Below are 16697 nucleotides of genomic sequence, written 5' to 3'. Positions count from 1 at the left end.
CGGGCAGCCAGGTGCCGCGCGCCCTTATCGATGACATCCTTGCCAACTTCCGCCTTCCGCATTCAAGCGTCCATGGTCCGGCACACTGGTCGCGGGTACGCCTGAACGGCAAGCTGATTGCCCAGGCCAGCGGCGCGGACTGGAAAGTGGTTGAGCTGTTTGCCTTTCTGCACGACAGCCAGCGCTACGATGACGGCAGGGATCCTGAGCATGGCCCCCGCGCGGCCGAGTATGCGCTATCGAAGCACGGCGTTCTCTTCCGGCTGGAACCGGCGCAACTGACCGCGCTGGTAACCGCCTGCCGAGGGCATACGCGCGAACGGTTCATCGATTCGACAACCGTGCAGGCGTGCTGGGATGCCGATCGACTGGATCTGTTTCGTGTGGGCATTCTGCCGGACCGCTACTATCTCGGCACACCGGCGGCAAGAGACGCATCGCTGATGCGGGCCGCCATCGCCAGGAGCCGCGGCCTGCAAATACAGGATCTCGGCGAAGGCCTGCATCTGGGCGAAGAGCATGATTACCGGCCGGAGGGCGATGCCCTGCGTGAATGAACATGAGCATGGCAAATGGCCTGTACATGATCATCCCGGCCTCGCCTGCTACAGTTCGCGCCCGTTGAATTCTTGCACCTTCAGCACCGACAGATCGACACCGTCAAGGCACCGGACGTTGATCGCCGCCATTTCCTGGCCGGAGGGTGTTACGCCCTCGCCAAAAGGATGGATACCGCATGACGGGCAAAAGTGATGTTTGATGATGTGCTTGTTGAACGTATAGGTGCTCATCTTTTCAGGCGGCGTCCGCATGTTCATTGCCTGCCTTGGAACAAACCACATCAGACTGCCCTTTCGCTGGCATATCGAACAGTTGCAGGACATGACTTCCGACAGATCGCCTTCGACGTCGAAGGCGATCTGGCCGCAATGGCAGCTTCCCTGGTATTTCATGAATTGTGTCTCCTTGATTGCCGCTGTTCTTTCGACGCCTGTCCTCGTCGCAGGCGGTTCGCCCGTAGGTCGCCCACCTTTGCGGCGCCTTCATTGCCCCGAAATAGCCGCACCCGTGAGGTCAATTCATCGGCCTGAGGTACGGCTCAGGCATCGACGATCATCTGGAATCCACCGTAAATCATCCGTTTGCCGTCGAAGGGCATCGGGTTGGTGTAAGGCTGCAATCTCGGATCGTCCATCACCTTTTTCATCCCTTCGTCACGCACTTCGCGTGAAGGCCAGGAGATCCACGAAAACACGACCGTCTCGTCCGGTTTGCGCTGCACCGCCATGGGAAAGGATGTGAGCTTGCCTTCCGGGACATCGTCACCCCAGCACTCGACCAGCCTCAACGCGCCATGCTCCTTGAATACGGCGGCGGCTCTTTCAGCATGTTGCTTGTAGATTTCACGGTTTGCGGTTGGCACGGCGGCGACAAATCCATCGATGTATTCCATGATTGCTACTCCTTGAAGTTTGTTAAGCGGCCCGGGCGGCAAGGCGCTGCATAAGCATGCGATACCTGATCGCCGGGCGTTTCATGTCGCCACGTCAGGCCGCGACAACGACCATCCAGCTGACGCCGAATTTGTCGGCCACCATGCCGAAGCGCGACGAGAAGAAGGTTTGCTGCAGCGGCATTTGTACCTGTCCGCCTTCGGACAAAGTCGCGAAAACGTCGTCCGCCTTCGCATCGTTTGGCACCGTGATCGACAACGAAAACCCCTGGAATGCCGGTTGTCCGGTGCAGCGTCCGTCGGAAGCCATGATGGTGGCATCACCGATGCGGAAACTGGCATGCATGACCTTGTCTTCCGAGCCGGGAGGAATCATGCATGCCTCGGCGATCTCATCACGTTTTCCCTGAAAATCGGGGTTGTCGCTGAAACGCATAAGCATCTCCACTTCCGCTCCCAGCTTGCCGACGTAAAACCCGATCGCCTCTTCGCAGCGACCATCAAAAAACAGATACGGTTGAACTTGCATGTCTTCCCCTGACCTTGTCTCGTGAATTGACTAGTGTGCCGAATGCCGATGGAAGCAGGATGCCGCAGCGCGGATACGGATTCGGCGTGCTTGTGTACACTGCACACATATAGTAAGGGATGTTGTGGACGGCGTCCACAAATTTGTTGGCGCAGGTGGCGCTGCAATGTCCGGGCGGTGGTTCCCCGCATTTCGCCTGCCGGCAGGCCTTCTGCTAGCATTGTCCGAATTCATGAGGAGACAAGATGCACGATACTTACAAGCTGTACGGCTCGGAAATAAGTTATTTCACCGGAAAGGTGCGTTCCTATTTGCGGTGGAAAAACCTGCCCTTCGAAGAGATCCTTTCTGACGCGCGTGTATTCAAGGAAATCATTCTTCCCCGCGTCGGCTTTCCGGTCATTCCCGTGGTGATCACACCCGAGGATACGTGTTTGCAGGACAGCACGGATATCATCGACGAGCTTGAGCGCCGGCACCCCGGCCCGTCGGTCTATCCTTCCACACCGCGTCAGCGCCTCGCCGCATTGCTGCTCGAGGTGTACGGGGACGAGTGGCTGGTCATCCCCGCAATGCACTATCGCTGGCATCACAACAGGGACTGGGCGATGCGTGCCTTCGGCGCGCTTAGCGCCCCGGACGAATCGCCCGAACGGCAACTGGAAATCGGATCGAAACGCGCGGAGCCGTTCGCGAATGCGGCGGTGCTTCTCGGTGCCGAGCCGCACATGCATGCGGCGATCGAGTCATCGTATGAAAGTCTGCTGGCGGAACTCTCCGCTCATTTCGCGAACCATCCGTTCCTGTTCGGCGATTGTCCCAGCATGGGTGATATGGGCCTTATCGGTCCGCTGTACGCCCATCAGTACAGGGATCCCTGGACCGGCAGGCATATGCGCGAGCGCGCTCCGCTCGTGGCGCAATGGGTTGAACGGATGCAGAACCTCAAGCCGCTGGCCGGTTCTTTTCTGGACGATGACCTCGTGCCCGACACCGTGATTCCGATATTGAAGCGGATGTTCGGCGAGCAGATGCCGGTGCTTGCGGACTCGGCGCACCGGGTGCGCCAGTGGATGGCCGACAATCCGGGCATGCCGCTGCCGCGCGCGATCGGGTTTCATGAATTTACGCTGAATGGCCAGCAGGGAAAGCGGATCATCCGCCCTTACAGTTTATGGATGCTGCAAAGAGCGCGTGATTATTACCGGTCCTTGAACGGACAGGAACGTGCGTCCGTGGATGAGTTGCTGCTAAGCGCGGACGGCGACGCGTTCCGCAATTTTGAGGACCCGCCCAGGTTGGCCCGGGCAGGATTGAGCGTGAAGCCGGAGTAGAAGCGCTTCAGGCGGGCGCCGGTGACCGGTCGTCCGCCCTGCCCTTCCAACCCGTTTCGACCCGCCTGGTTTCTCCGACAGCTCATTCGCTCCTGGCCGGCAGGACTGTTCCCCAGCATTCACCGAAGCCGATGCGCGCCGCATCCGGCTTTTCACACCATCCGCGCAGCACGACCGCATCGCCATCTTCGAGGAATCCCCGGCTCTCGCCGTTCGGCAATTGCAGGGGCTTCTTGCCGCCGACGGTCAGCTCGACGAGCGCGGCCGCCTGATCTTCCGTAGGGCCGGAGAGGGTGCCACTGCCGAACAGGTCGCCCGGCTGCAGGTTGCAGCCGTTGACCGTGTGATGCGCCACCATCTGCGCCACGGTCCAGTAGGCATGGCGGTAGCTGGTGCGGCAGAAACAGAAATCAGCCTGTCCGGCATCGCGCATCGACGTCGTTTGCAGGCCTGCGCTCAGCTGGATGTCGATCGAACCGGCGCGCCGGTTGTATTCGGAATCCAGGTAGGGCAACGGTTGCGGGTCCTCCGCCGGACGGCTGAACGGCACCCTGAATGGCGCCAGCGCTTCCAGCGTCACGATCCATGGCGAGATGGTGGTGGCGAAGTTTTTTGCCAGGAAGGGCCCGAGGGGCTGGTATTCCCACGCCTGGATGTCGCGCGCCGACCAGTCATTGAGCAGGCAGATCCCGAATACATGTTCCTCGGCTTCGGACATGGCGATGGACTCGCCCAGGCTGTTGCCCTTGCCGACAAAAATGCCAAGTTCGAGTTCGATATCCAGGCGCTTGCTCGGGCCGAGCGACGGTTGCGCCGCGCCCGGCGGCATAAGCTGGCCGAGCGGCCGGCGGAATGCGCGTCCCGAGATACCGATACTCGATGCGCGGCCGTGGTAGCCGATCGGCACCCACTTGTAGTTCGGAAGAAGCGGATTATCGGGCCGGAACTGTTTTCCGATGTTGGTGGCATGGTAGACGGACGTGTAGAAGTCGGTGTAATCGCCGATGCGGGCCGGCACGTCGTATTCCGCCCCGGCCTGTGGCACCAGGCACGCCTGCAGCGCCGTCTGCGCTGCGGCACCTTCCCGCAATGCGCGGGAAAGCGACAGGCGCAGTGCGCTCCAGGCCGTGGCGCCGAGGGCCATCAGGGAGTTGAGCGAGGGCAGCGCGCCTGCCTGCAACGCGACGGCTGCGTCGCCGCCGATGGCGCCTGATTCTGCCACCGCCGCCAGATCCAGAATCTGGTCGCCGATCGCGACGCCGCCCCGGAACGCTTCATTGCCGCCTTGCCGGCGGAAAACCGCGAAGGGAAGGTTCTGGATCGGAAAGTCGGTGCCTGCCACGTTGGCGGACGCTACCCAACTCCGCAGGCCCGGGTCATGCGTTTCATTCAATTCGATCATCACAATGCCAATCCTTTCGTGTGTTTCGCACGCCGCCATGTTGCCGGCGTCGATGATTTCCCGCCTGAGGCAGACGGTGCTTTCCGATATTCTGCCAGCAGAAGAAATATTCGTTTTGCGGTTGCGACGTCCGGACTACGATAGCATCGGCTCCAAGGCGGCAGAAGGTTTGCGCGGGAAAGCGATGATGCCGGTTACCGGCTGCCCGCGCCGCAGCATCTCATTTTGCGGTTCGGGCGATGTCCATGGCCTCGCGCAGTATGCCGAGTTCGCCGATATGATTCGCCAGCAGCAAAATCAACTTTGCATTCACCAATTGGCTCTCGGCATCGTCCAGTCCCTGATGCATATCGATCAGCATCTGGTAAAAATCATCGGTACTGGAGAAGTTTGGTTCAAGGATCAGTTTCTGCATCATCATTCCCGCTTAAACATGAACGCCGGAGTTGCAGGTAGCCTTCAGGAGCGCCGAGCGCACCATGTCGCTGTCCAACCTGCGCCAGCGGCCGCAGACATGCTGATCGGGGCGCAGCAGATAGTACGTTCCCGGCCTTGCATCGAAACGCTTCTTCATCAAACCCTGTGAATCCGCGACCACGGCAAAACCTTTTATATTCGTCGCCGAGGCAGTCGAGGGCAGTACGACAATGGGCTTGATCGGCACATCCATATCCGTCAGAGCCTGCATGACTTCCATGTCGCTGCGCGGGATTTCACTGTCATCGGCGAAATACAAGCCGGCGAATCCGTTGCCGAGCAATGAAAGCAGCCATCCGTCCTGGCCCTGCATCCTGACCGGCGCATCGGTGCTCGGCGCGCCGGGCGCCATCGTACCGGCGAACTCGTCCGCATCGGGGGTACTAAGCGGCGAGCCGCGATAGGTGGTGGGCAGGGACAGCCGGCCGCTATTGACGATGGTGCGGGCAAACGGATAGTTCTTCGATAGCAGCAGGACGGCGTCCCGGAACGTTTTGCTCACCGGGCTCTTGGGCGTGATGAAGTCGGTGGCGCGCGTGGAATTGAGGATGTTTTCGTCCGCCGCCTGCTCCCGTTCATATCCATAGCTATCCAGCAAGGCGGGCGGTGCTTTCCGGTCGAGAACCAGCTTGAGCTTCCATGCCAGGTTGTCGGCATCCTGGACCCCGCTGTTGGCGCCACGCGCGCCGAAAGGCGACACGCCATGCGCCGAGTCGCCGGCAAACAGGACGCGGCCGTGCCGGAACTGTTCCATGCGCAAACAGGAAAAGGTATAGATGCTGACCCATTCCAGATCGAACTCGACATCCTTTCCCAGCAAGGCCTGCACCCGCGGAATCACCCGCTCCGGGGCTTTCTCCGCCACCGGGTCCGCATCCCAGCCGAGCTGGAAGTCGATGCGCCAGACATTGTCGGGCTGCTTGTGCAGCAGGACCGACTGATTCGGGTGAAACGGTGGATCGAACCAGAACCAGCGCTCGGTCGGAAAATCCGCTTTCATCCTGACATCGGCGATCAGGAAGCGGTCCTTGAATGTCCGCCCCTTGCTCTCCAGTCCCATCAGGCTGCGCACTGCGCTGCGGCTGCCATCCGCCGCGATGACATAGGCGGCGCGCAGCGTGTACCGGCCGTCCGGCGTTTCCACCGTCAGTTCGGCGCAATCGCCTGACTGGGATATTCCGACCACCCTGCTTTTCCAGCGCACGTCCAGGTTGGTCTCCTGCCGGGCCTGCTCGTAGAGATACCCCTCGACGTAGTACTGCTGCAGATTGATGAAGGCGGGATGCCGGTGGCCCTGTTCAGGCAGAAGATTGAAGCTGTACACCGGCGCATCCCGGAAGAACACCTTGCCGATATTCCAGCTGACACCCTTCTTCACCATCGGCTCGCCGCAATGCAACCGGTCGAAGATTTCGAGCGTGCGCTTGGAAAAGCAGATCGCCCGCGACCCGACGGAAAGCTTGTTGTCGTCATCGAGCAGAATCGTTCGAATGCCCTGCTGCGCCAGATCGATAGCCGCGGTCAATCCCACGGGGCCCGCGCCGACGACAATGACGGGATGCACCGCTTCCGATCCGCTGTTATGCGGCAACGGTCCGGCATAGTCGAATTCGATGTGCTGGTAGTCTTTTTCCATGATGCTGGTTCCGTGACACGATATGCGTCAATGCGCTTTGCAGGTGCCGCCACGATGCACACCGGGATGGAACCGGTCCGTGCAGCGCGTCGGCAAACGGGCCCCTAGTCCATCCTGACGTTGTTGGCTCGGATCACCTTGCCCCACCGCTCCCTCTCGCTGCGGGCATAGGCCGCCATCTGCTCGGGGGTGCCGGGCAATGCTTCAAGGGACAAGGACTGGAATCGCTCTCTGACCGGTGCGGACGCCAGCGCGGCCTGCAACGCCTTCGCCAGATTGGCCGCCACCGGTGCCGGTGTCGCAGCAGGGACCACGAGTCCCTGCCAGGCGTAGGCTTCATAACCTTCCACGCCCTGCTCGGCCAGGGTCGGAATATCCGGGAATGCAGTCAATCGCCTGGCGCTGGCGACACCGATCGCCCGCAGCTTGCCGTTCGACAGGTATTGCTGGACGCTTGCGCTATCCATCAGGCCGAAGGGCACCTGTCCTCCGAGCAGATCCTGGACTGCCGGGGCCGCGCCGCGGTAGGCGACATGCTGGATCTTCAGCCCGGTGCGTTCACGCAGCAGTTCGGCGGCGAGATGATGCGGACTGCCGATGCCGGCGGATGCATAGTGCGCGTTGGCGGGGTTGGACTGCACCCACTCCTGAAACTCCTTGAAGTTTTTCGCCGGCACGTTGGGACCGACCACCAGGAAAAGCGGGAAGCGCGCCAGCAGGCCGATCGGCTTGAAATCTTTTTCCGGGTCATAAGGCAGCTTGCTGAAAAGCGCCGGGTTGGCCGCCAGGGTGGCGAAATCCGCGGTCAGCATGACATTGCCCAGATCCTTCGACTGCGCCACATAGCCTGCCGCGATATTGGTCGCCGCACCGGGCTTGTTGTTGACGACGATGCTGCGGCCGAGCGACTGTGACATCTGGGCCGCAACGGTGCGTGCGACGACATCGGATCCGCCTCCTGCGGCATACCCTATGACCCATTCGACCGGCTTGTCCTGCGCCGGTGCGAAGGCCGGCACAGCGATCGTCAGGGAAAGTGCCGCTTTCAGCAAAGCACGTCGATGAACGGATGGCATTTTCATTCTTCAGGTCTCCTGGTTCTCTCTATGGAATCAATTGGCGGGGTGGGCGGCTTGCATTCAGTCCTGCAGCGAATGCCACATTTCCTTGTCGCGTTCCGCCGTCCAGATGCGCGGATGCTTGATGCCGCTGGCCTCGTCCACGGCCCGCGTCACGTCGAAGGGCAGGCAGTGTTCGTAGATGAATACATGGCCGAATTTCGGATCCATGCTGGCGCGGGTGTGCGCCATCGCGTCCTTCAGCGACTTGCCGGCGCTGACGGCCTCCCTGGCGCAGCGCAGCAGGGTGGTGACGAAATCCTTGGTGTAATCGATGCCGGCATTCACTTCGCCGGGATTCATCAGCGCAGGTCCGCGGCCGGGCACGAGTTTTTCGGCGCCCATGGCGCGAAGCGCTTCGAGCGTCGCCGGCCACTCTTCGAGCTGGGCGTCGCCGGTATAGGCCGCCGCGCCGTACTCCACCAAGTCGCCGGAGAAGCAGATCTTCTGCGACGGAATCCAGGCGATGGTGTCGCCCTTCGTATGTCCCATGCCGATATGCATGAGCTTCACTTCCAGCTTGCCCATGAATATCGTCAGCTCCTTTTCGAACACCATGGTCGGCCATGTCAGCCCCGGAACGGACTCGACACCGGCGAACAGGCGGGGAAAGCGCTCGATCTCCGACTGCATATCCTGGGCGCCGCGTTCGACAATCAGTTCATAAGTGCCGCGCGACGCGATGACGTGCTGGGCGCCCTCCTCGAAATAAGCCGATGCGCCCAGCACCCGTACCGCGTGGTAATGCGATAGCACCACATGCTTGATCGGCAGGTCGGTGACTTCGCGGATATGGCGGATCAGGGATCGTGCGAGCACCGGCGTCGCCGTGGTATCGATCACCATGACGCTGTCGTCACCGATGATCACGCCGGAATTCGGATCGCCCTCGGCGGTATAGGCGTATGCGTTGTCGGACAACTTGACGAAGCTCGTTTTCTTTTCCTGCAGGTCGGCCTGGGAAGCAAACTTTTTCTCACTCATCGGAAACGCTCCATTGATTGGGAATGACTTTCTCCAAGTCATTGTTTTTGTCCAGGATCGCTAGCCATGCTTGAAGTGGCTGTCTGGACGGGTAGGAAGGGCCATGTTAGGGTTGCAAGGGTTATGTGTAAATAAGCGTATGCTCATTACCTTTATGAAAACTGTTCATAACGCTCCCTTCGATCTCAATCTGATCGCCGTGCTGGACGCAATGATCCGCGAGCGCAATGTCACGAGAGCGGCAGACCAACTGGGGATGTCGCAGAGCGCGATCAGCCACGCGCTTCGCCGGCTACGGGAGTTTTTCGACGATCCGCTGTTCGTCAAGACGGCGGAGGGCATGCAGCCGACGCCGCGTGCGCTGGAGTTGACCCAGGCGGTGCTGGGCGTAATGGGAAGTATCCGCACCGACCTGCTGACGCAGGCGGGTTTCGATGCGGCGAAGACCAGGCGCCGGTTCAGCATTTGCCTGACGGACATGGGCGAGCTGATCTTCCTGCCGCGCCTGATCGAGCAGCTTCGGCTGACAGCGCCAAACTGCACGATCCGGACGCTTCAGATTCCGCCGAAATCCATCTCCTCGGCGTTGGAATCCGGTGAGGCGGATCTTGCGGTCGGCTCGCTGCACTCGATGCCGGAAGGCTTGTTCCAGCAGCAATTATTCACCCGTTCCTTCATCACGATAGCAAACAGGAAAAACCGGTCGATCGGAAAAGAGATCTCGCTGGAGCAATTCTTCGCGCTGGAGCATATCGTCGTTGCGCTGTCGGGAAAAACGGAAGAAAGCTATGACAGCGTCATCGACGACTACGGGCGGAAGCGGAAGATCTTCCTCACCACGCCGCACTTCCTTACCGTGCCGCTGATCATTGAGCGCAATCCCGAACTGATCGCGACGGTACCCAAGGAACTGGGGAAAATTTTCGACAGCTATAAGGCTGTTCGCATGGTCGAGACGCCCATCTCGCTGCCGCACTTTGCCATCCGGCAGCATTGGCATCCGCGCTACCACCATGACGCGGCCAACATCTGGCTGCGGAAGCTGATCAAGGAAACGTTTGAATTGCTGCCCGAATGAAGGTATTCAGGGCACGCCGCCATTCGACTCGCGCCCTTCATCGCTTCAGGAACAGCCCCCCTACTTTCCAACCTGCGCAATCAGCCGCGCGATACCGGCAGCACCAGGCTTTTTCTCTTCCATCAGGGCAGCGACGACACTTTCCCGATCCGCCGGGGTGCGATGCTGGCTGACGTGCCACTTGCCCACGAGTTCGCTGATCGTCATCTCGAGCCCGATGATGTGAGTTGCTGCCGCCCTGACAAAATCGACCGGCGCTTCATCCAGGCGCCATGGCTTTTCTCGTGCCGCTTCATTCGGCAAGGCGAGGTTGGCGAGATGTGCCATCAACCACTGCTCGTCATCCATCACCCGCAGCCGCCCGTAGGCATGCACGACCGCATAATTCCATCCCGGAAGGACCTTGCCGCTCTTCTGTCCGTTCACATACCAGCGCGGCGAGATGTAGGCATTCGGCCCCTGGAAGATCACCATCGCTTCCACATGGGGGGAATGGGTCCTCCAGAATCCGCTCGCCCGCGCGACGTGACAGCGCAGCGTTCCCAGCGGCCCCGTGGCGCGGTCGATTTCAAACGGCACATTGTTGGCCTCCAGCCGTCCGTCGACCTGGACCACCAGGGACGCCATCGGATGGTCCGACATGAGTGCGTGGAGGACATCGGTGCGCGTCTCCTCGAAGATTTTTTGAACGTACATTCAGGGACCTGTAGTGAGGACAATGATGGCGCCAGGAGCGTATGGGAAAACCGAAAGCAACAGGATGGGACAGTACCGGAACACGGACATGCAGTATTGAATAAATCGGCCATCACAGCGGCAGGTTGATGATCGGTGCGGCGGGCGGTACAGAAGGCGTGAATCCGCCCAGATAACGGAAATCGCGGGTCATGTGGGCCTGGTCGCTATAGCCGCATTCGCCGGCAAGCGCCGCCAGCGCCATCGAAGGCCGGCCATGCAGAAGGCGCATGGCCCGCTGGAACCGTATGATGGAGGCGAACGATTTTACCGACAGGCCGACTACCGACGTGAAATCCCGGTGCAGGGTGCGAACGCTGATGCCGACCTCGTCGGCAAGCACGACGACGGATTGCCGTCCGCCGCTGGATTCGAGCAATTGCACCGCATGGATGACGCGTGCATGCCGCGGGGAGCTTGTCTGCCTGCCGGTCAGGGTTTGGGCCGTGCCGATGAGACGGCATTGCAACTCGTCCAGGCTGCCGGCACGAAGCAAGGGAACCGCCAGCGCGCCGAGTGCTGCTTTCGCCTCGGCCCAGATCAGGGCGCTGTTTCGTAGTCCATGTGCACTGAGGCCCAGGCATGCGGCGCCCCAGCCGGGTCGGAACCGGATACCCAGAAAACCGGTAGCCGGGCCTGCGGGCACCGTCGCATACCGCTGTACCGGCCCGGCAATCACGGGACGGGCATCCAAAATCCTGTCGTCGCCCAGCAGATTGAAACGCATGAGCAAGTCGATGCGTCCATCGGGAAGAACGCGGTGATCATCCGCGCGCTCGGGTTTGAATGACCACAATGCCTCGACCATGCGGCTGTCGAGTCCGGCAATACGGAATTCGTGGTATCCGGTGTTTATCTGCATAGGGTATTAAAAAAGTTTTGCATCGGCGGCCCGGCGCCGACGCGCCCCGTGCCTGGCTCCGCCAGTCCGGAAAATGGTACCGCATCGCAACCCTGCGCGTTCAATGCCGCTATGCCAGAATGACCGTCAATTGATATGCCTTTCACCAAACCAGGAGTACGCAATGAGCATGCTTTCCCCTGAAGAAGCTTCCCGCCTGACTTCCGCCGAATCGCTGTTTCCCTCGCCCATTCCGGTGCAATCGGTTTCCAGCGACGAATTCATGCCCGGTCCGCAGACGCCGCGTCAGCGCGAGTTTGAGCAGCGGGTGAAGGAGATGGGTGCGCAGACGGCAAAGCGGCTCGGAATCAGCCGCAGGCGATTTTTCCAGACCGCGGCCGGCATGGCGACCGCGTTTCTCGCGATGAACGACACCTACGGCCCGCTATTCGGCGTCTCACGCGCGGAAGCGCAAACGCCGGAACAGGCGGATGAACGGGCCGCCAGGCTGTCGGGGCAGTTCATCATGGACATGCATACCCATTTCCTGCGGCCGGGCACGCGGCTGCAGGGCTTCGTCAACCAGCGCAAGGCGGTCGGCAAGGCAGGCTGGAATCCCGGGCTGGTGGACAAGGAGCAGACCATCGACGACCTGATGTTCACCAACTACATCAAGGAGATCTATCTCGACAGCGATACCAAGGTTGCCTGCATCAGCGGCGCGCCTTCCGAAATACCGGACGACTGGTTCCTCACCAATGAGATGAAAGCCCAGGCAAGAGCCGCGGTGAACGGCCTGGCGGGCACGAAGCGCATATTTTCGCATGCGATCTTCACGCCGGGGTATCCGGGCTGGATGGACCAGATCGACCATGCGCTTGCGGAACTGAAACCGGATTCGATGAAGGGTTACACCATCGGCGACAACACCCACAAGGACTTGTCGAAGCACCCATGGCGACTGGACGATGAAAAGCTGGTCTATCCCGCGTACGAGAAATTCCTGAAGGCGGGCATAAGGAATGTCTGCATCCATAAAGGCTTGTTTCCACCGTCGGTGGAAAAACAGTTTCCTCACCTGCTGCCGTATTCCGATGTGCGTGACGTCGGCAAAGCGGCGAAGGACTGGCCGCAGCTCAATTTCATCATCTATCACGGCGGTTATCGATGGTCGGGCGGCGGCGCGGTGCAGGACGCCTGGGCGCAGTTCGAGAAAACAGGACGCATCGAGTGGGTGACCGACCTCGCCGAAATACCCGCCAAACATGGCGTCAATAATGTTTACGCGGATGTCGGCCAGTTGTTCGCCCAATCGACCATTGCCGATCCCCGCGTCGCCGCGGTCATGATGGGCCAGCTCATCAGAGGGCTGGGCGCCGATCATGTCTGCTGGGGCACCGACGCCATCTGGACCGGTTCGCCGCAATGGCAGATCGAAGCGCTGCGCCGGCTGGAGATACCCGAGGGCCTGCAAAAAAAATACGGCCTTGCACCGCTGGGTCCGGCGGATGGCCCGGTCAAGACGGCGATCTTCGGCGACAACAATGCACGGCTGTACAACTACAAGCCGCAGCAACGATCGGAACTGGCAACCGACAAGCTTGCCGCGTACCGCAGCCTTTACGACAGGCATGGAGCCGGCCGCACCAATCTTGCTTACGGATTCGCGCTGAAGGATACGGCCTGAGCGCATCAGCAATCTTGAACATGGAGACACAATGAACATGACGGCATCCGCCTACGAGGAAATTTTTCATTCTTCCGTCGTCACGAAACTTCGCGCCGACCTGGCGCTGGCGCTTCGTGCAGCGGCGCATCACGGGCTGGGTGAAGGGGTATGCAATCACTTCAGCATTGCCGTCGCCGGAAATGATTCGCTTTTTCTGCTGAACCCGCGAGGCCTGCTGTGGAGCGAAGTGCAGGCTGATGACATCGTCCTGATCGATGATGCCGGCACCAAGCTGGCGGGACGCCATGATGTCGAGCCGACGGCCATGTTCATCCATGCGGCCATTCACCGGATCGCGAGGAAGGCTTGCGTACTGCATACCCATATGCCCTACGCCACCGCGCTGACTCTGACCGAAGGACGGACGCTCGACACGACGCTGTCGCAGAATGCGATGCGTTTTCACGGCCGCATTGCCGTGGATGACAGTTACAACGGACTTGCGCTCGATGCCTCGGAAGGAGAACGGATCGCCCGGGCCATGAACGGGGCCGATGTCGCCTTCCTGGGCAACCATGGCGTGGTGGTGTGCGGCCCGCGCATCGATCATGCGTACGACGATCTGTATTACCTGGAGCGCGCATGCGCTTCCCAGGTGATTGCGGAATCCACCGGGCGCCGCCTTGTTCCTGTCGACGAAGCGCTTGCGAGTCGCGTGGCCGAACAGACAACGGGCGAACGCTTGCAGTCGGAATTGTTTTTCGAGGCATTGCGAAGGACCCTGCCGTAACATCCGCGTCCTTTTTCGGGCTTGGCCGATCAGCTAACCGTTCCTGCTCCGCACGCCTGTTCAGCAACGACGGAGATCGTTTGCTCAGGGTTGCATCAGCTTCAGGCTTCTCAGTGCTTCATTGAACTTCCCGATTGTCAGCGGCTTGGTGAGATGCGCATCGAACTCCGCATCGAGTGAACGCTGCCGATCCTCCTGCGAGCCATAGCCGGTGAGAGCGATCAGCCTGATCCGGTGCTGCTGTTGCATGGAGCGTATGCGCCTTGCAATCTCATAGCCGTCCATCTTCGGCATGCCGATGTCGACGAGGGCGATATCCGCCCCGCCCGACAGGCATGCCGCAATGCCCTGCTCGCCGTCCGACAATGCGATGACCTGAAAACCGTGCTTCTCAAGCATGCCGGCAGTCATGTCCCTCGCGTCGTCGTGATCGTCGATCAGCACAACGGTGCAGGTCTGATTCCTGCCTGCCGCATCATTCGCCGTGCGCGCGGAGCGTTTGGCCTGCGTGAGAGGGAATCTGGCCATGAATGTACTGCCCTGGCCTGCACCGTTGCTTGTGCAGGCAATCGAGCCGCCATGCAATTCAGTGAGCTGGCGCACCAGTGCAAGGCCGATGCCTAGGCCGCCCTTGGCCCGATCCAGTGATCGCTCTCCCTGGACGAATACGTCGAAGATGTTCGGCAGCAGTTCGGCGGAGATGCCGATGCCGGTATCGGTCACGGCCAGGACCGCGTCGTGTTCGCCCGCTTGCACATCGACCTCGATATTGCCGCCTTCCGGCGTATACTTGATCGCATTGTCCAGCAGGTTGTTGACGATCTGCTCGATACGGGTGGCGTCCGCCTCGATCCAGACAGGTTTCGCGGCGGAGAGTGCCATGGAATGATTGCGGGCCCGGCCGGTGGATTGCAGTGTGCCCATGCACTGGCCGACCATGGCCGTCAGGTCGAGTGGCTGCCTGTTCAACAGCACCTTACCCGACAGGACACGGCTCACGTCCAGCAGATCATCGACGATATGGGTCAGGTGTTCGCCCTGGCGGCTGATGATCCTGCGCGCGCGCTCGGACATGGCGGTATCCCCGGCCATGTCCAGGATGTCGATGGCGCTGATGATGGCGGCAAGCGGGTTGCGGAGTTCATGACCCAGCATGGCGAGAAACTGGTCCTTCGCCTTGTTCTGTTCTTCGGCAAACCGGCGTGCCGCCTGTTCGCTCAGCAGCAGTCTGTTCCGCTCCGCTTCAGCGGCTTGCCGGGATGCCTTCTCCTGTTCCAGCGTATGGCTGGCCTCGACCAATGTCGCGTTCAGCTCATTCATCTCGGCTACGCCCGATGACGGGATCGCCTGAACGGCCCGACCCTTTCCGAGGCCGTTGGCGGCCTGCACCGCTCCATTAACGGCGTGCAGGATGCGTCGTCCGACGATCCAGGCTACGGTTGAGGCAAGAAGCACCGCGGTCAGCAATCCGAGAACGGTGACCCATAGCGCGTGGCGCACCGCCGAGTCGATCTCTTCGACCGGCGCACCGATGGCGACCGTCCAGTCGGCCAGCGACGACTGCGTGAAAACATCATAGACTTCGATGTCTCCCCTGATCGTGTGACGCAACACGCCTTCGAAGCCGGTCTGGATGGCATTCACGGTGTCGGCATTCGCCTTTTTTCCGACGAATTCACGGGCGCCGTGGCTGCGCGCCAGCGTGTTGCCTGCCCGGTCGAAAATGGCTACGACCCAGCTCGATTTGATGCCCCGGCCCGCGAACGCCCGGTTGAAGTAATCCTGCGGCAAAGCCTGCGTGAGCACATACCGCCTGGAGCCGACCGTGACGAGGCTGTCCACCAGGATTACATGTCGCTGGATATGAACGCCCCAGGTGAGATTCGATACATGCAATTCACCATCGCTTTTGATCCTGGCGAAGTCGTCGAGATTGACCGCACGTTTCGGCAATTGCGTCCCGAACGGAACACGCGTGCTGATGATCTGCTGGCCGTCTTCCCCATAAAGAATGACCCATCCGTCGGCAGCCAGGTTGGCGATCTTCGCCTGTTCGTAGAAGTGCCGGTAATTCCCGTCCTTCAGCGCCTCGGATGTCGCCAGAACGCGCAATGCGGAGCGCACTCCGGAAAACTCGCGGTCAATGATCAGGGTGGTTGCCCTGGCCGTCTCGCGGATGCTGTTCAACAGGGCGGTGCGCTGCGCTTCCCTCAGATTGTTCAGGGAGATTGCGGAAAAGACGATAACGGGAACAAGGGCGGCAAAAACCAGGCTGATGAGGTGAGTCCGTAGTCGCATTGCTTCCCTTCTTGCAATCGTTCTTGCGCCGGTGATGATTCAAACTGTCGAGATCATACCGGTACTTTCATCCTTCTCCCGGCATGGATGTGAAAATTGCCGCAAGCCGGATCGGGCCGCGCAGTTCGTCTGCGGGAGGAAGCGCCCTGCCAGGCAGTTGCAGCCAAGGGCGGAGGTTGTTTGAAGAAGGGAGCGAATCGTCAGGCGGCAGATGCCTGCTTGAACTTGCCGACCAGTGCACCGATGCGGGCCATCACGTCTTTCAGTTGCATCAGGCTGTATGGTTTGGATAGCAACAGGAAATCGAAATTGATGCGGTCGTTATCGACCACCAGAAAGCCGAAACCGGACGC

Annotated in this window: 15 protein-coding genes and 1 pseudogene; 5 read left to right on the top strand and 11 right to left on the bottom strand. The window is 60.5% G+C overall.

Features of this window, described 5'->3' with window-relative positions:
* A pseudogene (locus VGU61_RS01370) lies at positions 1-557 on the top strand (hypothetical protein); the annotation flags it as partial.
* Between the two features lie 48 nt (positions 558-605).
* Here VGU61_RS01370 and VGU61_RS01365 read toward each other — a convergent pair.
* The 3 genes from VGU61_RS01365 to VGU61_RS01355 all read right to left on the bottom strand — a co-directional run bounded on the left by VGU61_RS01365 (position 606) and on the right by VGU61_RS01355 (position 1982).
* Positions 606-953 carry a GFA family protein gene (locus VGU61_RS01365; RefSeq protein WP_326857299.1) on the bottom strand — a complete coding sequence of 116 codons (348 nt, stop codon included), beginning with the start codon at positions 951-953 and terminating at the stop codon, positions 606-608.
* 146 nt (positions 954-1099) lie between these two features.
* Positions 1100-1453, bottom strand: a complete 354-nt coding sequence (locus VGU61_RS01360) for a DUF1428 domain-containing protein (RefSeq protein ID WP_326857298.1) — start codon at positions 1451-1453, stop codon at positions 1100-1102.
* Positions 1454-1547: 94 nt separating this feature from the next.
* Complete coding sequence (locus VGU61_RS01355) at positions 1548-1982, bottom strand: VOC family protein (protein ID WP_326857297.1); 435 nt, start codon at positions 1980-1982, stop codon at positions 1548-1550.
* A 245-nt stretch (positions 1983-2227) separates the two neighbouring features.
* Between VGU61_RS01355 and VGU61_RS01350 the strand changes: the two genes are divergently transcribed.
* Entirely contained in the window at positions 2228-3316 is a 1089-nt protein-coding gene (locus tag VGU61_RS01350; protein WP_326857296.1) for a glutathione S-transferase, read from the top strand.
* Between the two features lie 82 nt (positions 3317-3398).
* Here VGU61_RS01350 and fahA read toward each other — a convergent pair whose 3' ends face one another.
* The 5 genes from fahA to VGU61_RS01325 form a co-directional block, all read right to left on the bottom strand.
* Positions 3399-4715, bottom strand: coding sequence for a fumarylacetoacetase (gene fahA, locus VGU61_RS01345; RefSeq protein WP_326857300.1), 1317 nt, complete (start codon positions 4713-4715; stop codon positions 3399-3401).
* 223 nt (positions 4716-4938) lie between these two features.
* Entirely contained in the window at positions 4939-5133 is a 195-nt protein-coding gene (locus tag VGU61_RS01340) for a DUF2783 domain-containing protein (protein ID WP_326857295.1), read from the bottom strand.
* Between the two features lie 12 nt (positions 5134-5145).
* Positions 5146-6831 carry an FAD-dependent oxidoreductase gene (locus tag VGU61_RS01335; RefSeq protein WP_326857294.1) on the bottom strand — a complete coding sequence of 562 codons (1686 nt, stop codon included), beginning with the start codon at positions 6829-6831 and terminating at the stop codon, positions 5146-5148.
* 104 nt (positions 6832-6935) lie between these two features.
* Entirely contained in the window at positions 6936-7913 is a 978-nt protein-coding gene (locus tag VGU61_RS01330; protein ID WP_326857293.1) for a Bug family tripartite tricarboxylate transporter substrate binding protein, read from the bottom strand.
* A 57-nt stretch (positions 7914-7970) separates the two neighbouring features.
* Positions 7971-8933: an MBL fold metallo-hydrolase gene (locus VGU61_RS01325; protein ID WP_326857292.1), complete on the bottom strand. Its 963-nt coding sequence runs from the start codon at positions 8931-8933 to the stop codon at positions 7971-7973.
* Positions 8934-9087: 154 nt separating this feature from the next.
* Here VGU61_RS01325 and VGU61_RS01320 point away from each other — a divergent pair, with 154 nt between their 5' ends.
* Positions 9088-10011, top strand: coding sequence for a LysR family transcriptional regulator (locus VGU61_RS01320; RefSeq protein ID WP_326857291.1), 924 nt, complete (start codon positions 9088-9090; stop codon positions 10009-10011).
* A 60-nt stretch (positions 10012-10071) separates the two neighbouring features.
* On the opposite strand, the gene VGU61_RS01315 is transcribed toward VGU61_RS01320, so the two are convergent.
* Complete coding sequence (locus VGU61_RS01315; RefSeq protein WP_326857290.1) at positions 10072-10707, bottom strand: FMN-binding negative transcriptional regulator; 636 nt, start codon at positions 10705-10707, stop codon at positions 10072-10074.
* 112 nt (positions 10708-10819) lie between these two features.
* Positions 10820-11608 (bottom strand): helix-turn-helix domain-containing protein, encoded by a 789-nt coding sequence (locus VGU61_RS01310; RefSeq protein ID WP_326857289.1) that lies wholly within the window; start codon positions 11606-11608, stop codon positions 10820-10822.
* 163 nt (positions 11609-11771) lie between these two features.
* Between VGU61_RS01310 and VGU61_RS01305 the strand changes: the two genes are divergently transcribed.
* Both VGU61_RS01305 and VGU61_RS01300 read left to right on the top strand, forming a co-directional pair.
* Positions 11772-13274 (top strand): amidohydrolase family protein, encoded by a 1503-nt coding sequence (locus VGU61_RS01305; protein ID WP_326857288.1) that lies wholly within the window; start codon positions 11772-11774, stop codon positions 13272-13274.
* A gap of 31 nt (positions 13275-13305) precedes the next feature.
* On the top strand, positions 13306-14046 hold the full coding sequence (locus tag VGU61_RS01300; RefSeq protein ID WP_326857287.1) for an aldolase: 741 nt from the start codon (positions 13306-13308) through the stop codon (positions 14044-14046).
* A gap of 84 nt (positions 14047-14130) precedes the next feature.
* On the opposite strand, the gene VGU61_RS01295 is transcribed toward VGU61_RS01300, so the two are convergent.
* Positions 14131-16344, bottom strand: a complete 2214-nt coding sequence (locus tag VGU61_RS01295) for a hybrid sensor histidine kinase/response regulator (RefSeq protein WP_326857286.1) — start codon at positions 16342-16344, stop codon at positions 14131-14133.
* Between the last annotated feature and the right edge of the window lie 353 nt (positions 16345-16697).

Source organism: Noviherbaspirillum sp., assembly GCF_035944575.1.
Lineage (GTDB): Bacteria > Pseudomonadota > Gammaproteobacteria > Burkholderiales > Burkholderiaceae_D > Noviherbaspirillum.
This window is presented reverse-complemented; position numbering and strand designations above follow the sequence as displayed.